A 3,370-nucleotide genomic window follows, 5' to 3' on the forward strand; every position below is an offset into this window, starting at 1 on the left:
ATAGGCAACTGCATTATGGCGCATTGCGACGCCGGTTGGAGCAGGAGCCATCCACCCCATCCGCTCTGACGGGCCGCTCAGTTTCATGCTGCAAAGCGTCGAATTCGAACTTTCCGCCCTGGGGGTAGGAAACCGATGGCACGATGCGCAGATTTCAGCCCTTCAGACTCTGGGCACGAATTCACCCCTTGTCCGCACTGTTCGTTTCCATCACCCTGAGGAACATGGTCTGCAATCGACCGAAAGCTGCCGAATGCATCCGCAGCGCCTTCGCTGAGTGGCAATGACTGGTAAGGGCTCTTACGCTCCAATCCGTGCGCGTTGCGGAGAAAGTCGGTAGCGAGCCCATAGTGCCTGATACTGCATGGTGCACGAACGTCGGCTTTGTTTCCAGCCACGACTAAGAAACCAATCAACATTGTACCGCGTTGTCCAAGAGGTTGGCACCACAAGCTCACTGGTGCCGGTGTTTCTTGCACACTACGCTACACTATGAATTTAATGAACATGGCACGTGATGACAGGTTCCCAACTTTGTCGCGCCAATTTTTAAGCGCAAACAAGCGGCACTCACGAAACTTGGTTGGGCCTAACTGCCCGGGCCAAGAGAACAGGTCAGGTTGCCACCATACCACCCGGCAAACACGCCGCGCGAACGTTGGCCTTTGAGCTTTCTTTTCAAAAGCAATCCTGCTTCGGTGTTAGGATAGTTGCGAAGATAAGCCTCCGCCCAAGCGAGATTGTGGTACCTATCGCTTCGCGTAGTCCAGAAAAAGGTGTCTTGGGGACCACTTAAGCCAACTGGATTTTTCGGCGCGACTGATGATTGAACAAGCCATACCAATGCTCCATGGATATCTGTCTGACGGCTCTTATGCCTAAAGCCTTTTCCACCACCACGCCGCGATGCATCCATCGCAAGCACGAGGTATCCGTATGTGATAAACGTGTAGTGTAGTTGTCGTTTGGCCGGACGTTTGTTGCGAGCTTGGTCAAATGTACCGGCCAAAGGGGCGTTCGGGCGCATTTGCCGTGCTAAATATGCTAAGTCTCTTTCACCTTTTTTGAACGCCTTGCGATTACCTGTTTCTGCACCCCATGCCAAAAGCCCAGCCGCACGGGCGGCATGGCCTTCTTTACCATACATCTGTTCAAAACCGCCTACTGAGCCAGCTCTTGCTGCAAGTCTATCTCCCCAATCTGCAATTGTGACAACTCTTGGGTCATTTTTTCCCAGAATTGCGCTTAGCGAACCGTACACCATAGACAAGTTGAGCAAGATGTTCGCTTGCCACCAGGCTGCGTCTATCTTCACGCCATCGTATAAACCTTGTTTTTCGAATGCTCTGGCTTGAGCGGCAACTGCAAGCTGATCGGCAATCTGGCTGGCGTCCGCTTTGGAACCGGTACGAAGTAGATGGGAATTTGCTGCGCCGAGCTCATTCATAAAAACAGCGGGAGGTCGGTCTTTGCCGGATGCTGTTTTGAAGGGTTGAGTGATCGGTGCGGTTGTGAATTTGGAAGGCTTACGTTCCGGGCACCAGGCATTTCGGTAGGAACTATTCGCGGAGAAGAATTCCAGTCTTTTTTGGGCGTTTGCGAAATCGGCCACAACCGGTTTTACGCCCAAAAACCCAACACAACATATTAAAATTAAAACGAAAAAAAGTCGCATATCACCAATACTCCACCAGAATACTTATCACTGATGCTAGTGAGGTGTTCTGCAATCAGTCAAGCACCAGGCTTGATTTATGAACCTTCCGCAAAAGTGGGACTGGTACATTGCGGAATTAGGGTTTGGGAACCTCAACTATGAATGAACGCTTCCATACTGTTGTGTCGTTCCATAGAGGGCTGGTTTTGGGAACATTAGGGCCTTGAAAATTTCCGAAATCCTGATTGCCGCTGCTGTTGTCGGGACTACCTCGCTTCCAATTGGAGAAATTCATGGGCTCACTATTTGCCCATCTCCAGCCACCATCAGGCTCCGCGCCTTCAGGGTCCTGCACCAAACCAATTAATGGTCCCAGAGCGAGGTTTCCTTCAAACGCCCAGTGCCCATCATCTTCCAGCGTCAGTTGATACACAAAGTCATTTTCTTCTTCGTCAGTGATGGTAACGAGGTGGCCACCTAAGGCTTCGGAAACCTTTTCAAGAATCTCAAATTCTGCGCCCCACGTTCTGATTACGTAGTAAGTCGAATCCCTGTATTCGCCGATGGTTACCAAATCAAAAAATTCGAGCAATTCTTCCGGAGATGGATCTAACGTCAGAAAATCCTCGAGGTATTCAGGGTCAAAATTTTTGGCTTCGTCGGATTTGTTTGACAGAAGGGCAAAGGCTGAGAAGCTAATAGATATTAATACAACCGCGAACAACAGGGGCAAAAAGTACTGCCCACGAACCCAAGCTTGAAGTCTTCGCACGGCCTTCTCGTAGGTTGGCAGGGCGGACTCACCTACTTTGTATACCTTCAATGGTTGATCAAGGTTTTTGACAAAATGCTCGCCGATTTTTGTGAATCGGTAATCCAAGCTTCCTTTGACTTGCTCAATAACGTTTTCGGCTAAACAGATACCACCGGGTTCCGAAATCGTCTCAAGTCGGGATGCTACATTCACTCCATGACCCAGCAAATCACCGTTGGGTTGCTGAACCACCTCACCAATATTGATGCCGATCCGGTACCTCATACGGTCGCTTGTTCTAAGCTGAGCGTTGTTGGCATTGTGTTGTTCTTGAATAGAAATAGCTGCTTCTACCGCGCCGGACGGATTGTCAAAACACGCCAGCACGCTATCGCCTGCCGTGTTTGCGATCCTGCCTCCATAGGACTCGATAATCGGGTCCATAATCGAACGAAGCTCTGCGAGACGATGTAGGGTAGCCTCTTCATCCTCAGAAACGAGCTTCGTAAACCCAGCAACATCTGCCGCCAATATCGTCAATAGTCGCTTTGAGTTTTTGTACACATCAAACTCGCAAAAATACTCACATGACGTTCGAAGTAGGACATTTCAAAGTATGCTGGCAGATTTTGGATGCTGTATCAACAAGTGGTGATGGCGCTGCGCGCTTAGCTAATTTTCAAGCGAAGGGATTTCATTTGTCAGAAAATGTAGCCAAGCCTACTGGAAAACGTCTCTAAAACTTAGAAAATGCTATTTCTCGACTTTTGTAACACCATCCAAAGTTATCGTTTGTTGATTGCCCGGAGCAATAGCAGACGTTGGTAGCCATATCGCAAACGTCAGCTTTGTTCCGCATAGTTCCCATTCGTAGGCCCCGTGATTTTGCAATCGCAGCGAATGTCTTGTGTGGATGGCTCCTGCATAGCAAGACATTTTTTGAGCTGATATGAGCGTCT

General features: G+C 49.3%; 3 protein-coding genes. All 3 read right to left on the reverse strand.

Annotation, left to right across the window (positions count from 1 at the left end; all coding sequences use genetic code 11):
• Positions 1-589 precede the first annotated feature (589 nt).
• Complete coding sequence (locus AC2FD8_RS19660) at positions 590-1,675, reverse strand: hypothetical protein (RefSeq protein WP_496858956.1); 1,086 nt, start codon at positions 1,673-1,675, stop codon at positions 590-592.
• A 118-nt stretch (positions 1,676-1,793) separates the two neighbouring features.
• Positions 1,794-2,975 (reverse strand): adenylate/guanylate cyclase domain-containing protein, encoded by a 1,182-nt coding sequence (locus tag AC2FD8_RS19665; protein WP_496858954.1) that lies wholly within the window; start codon positions 2,973-2,975, stop codon positions 1,794-1,796.
• A 189-nt stretch (positions 2,976-3,164) separates the two neighbouring features.
• Positions 3,165-3,370: hypothetical protein (locus tag AC2FD8_RS19670; RefSeq protein WP_496858952.1), on the reverse strand; the 206-nt coding region annotated here is incomplete at its 5' end.

This window comes from Ruegeria sp. YTSC192, assembly GCF_059609705.1.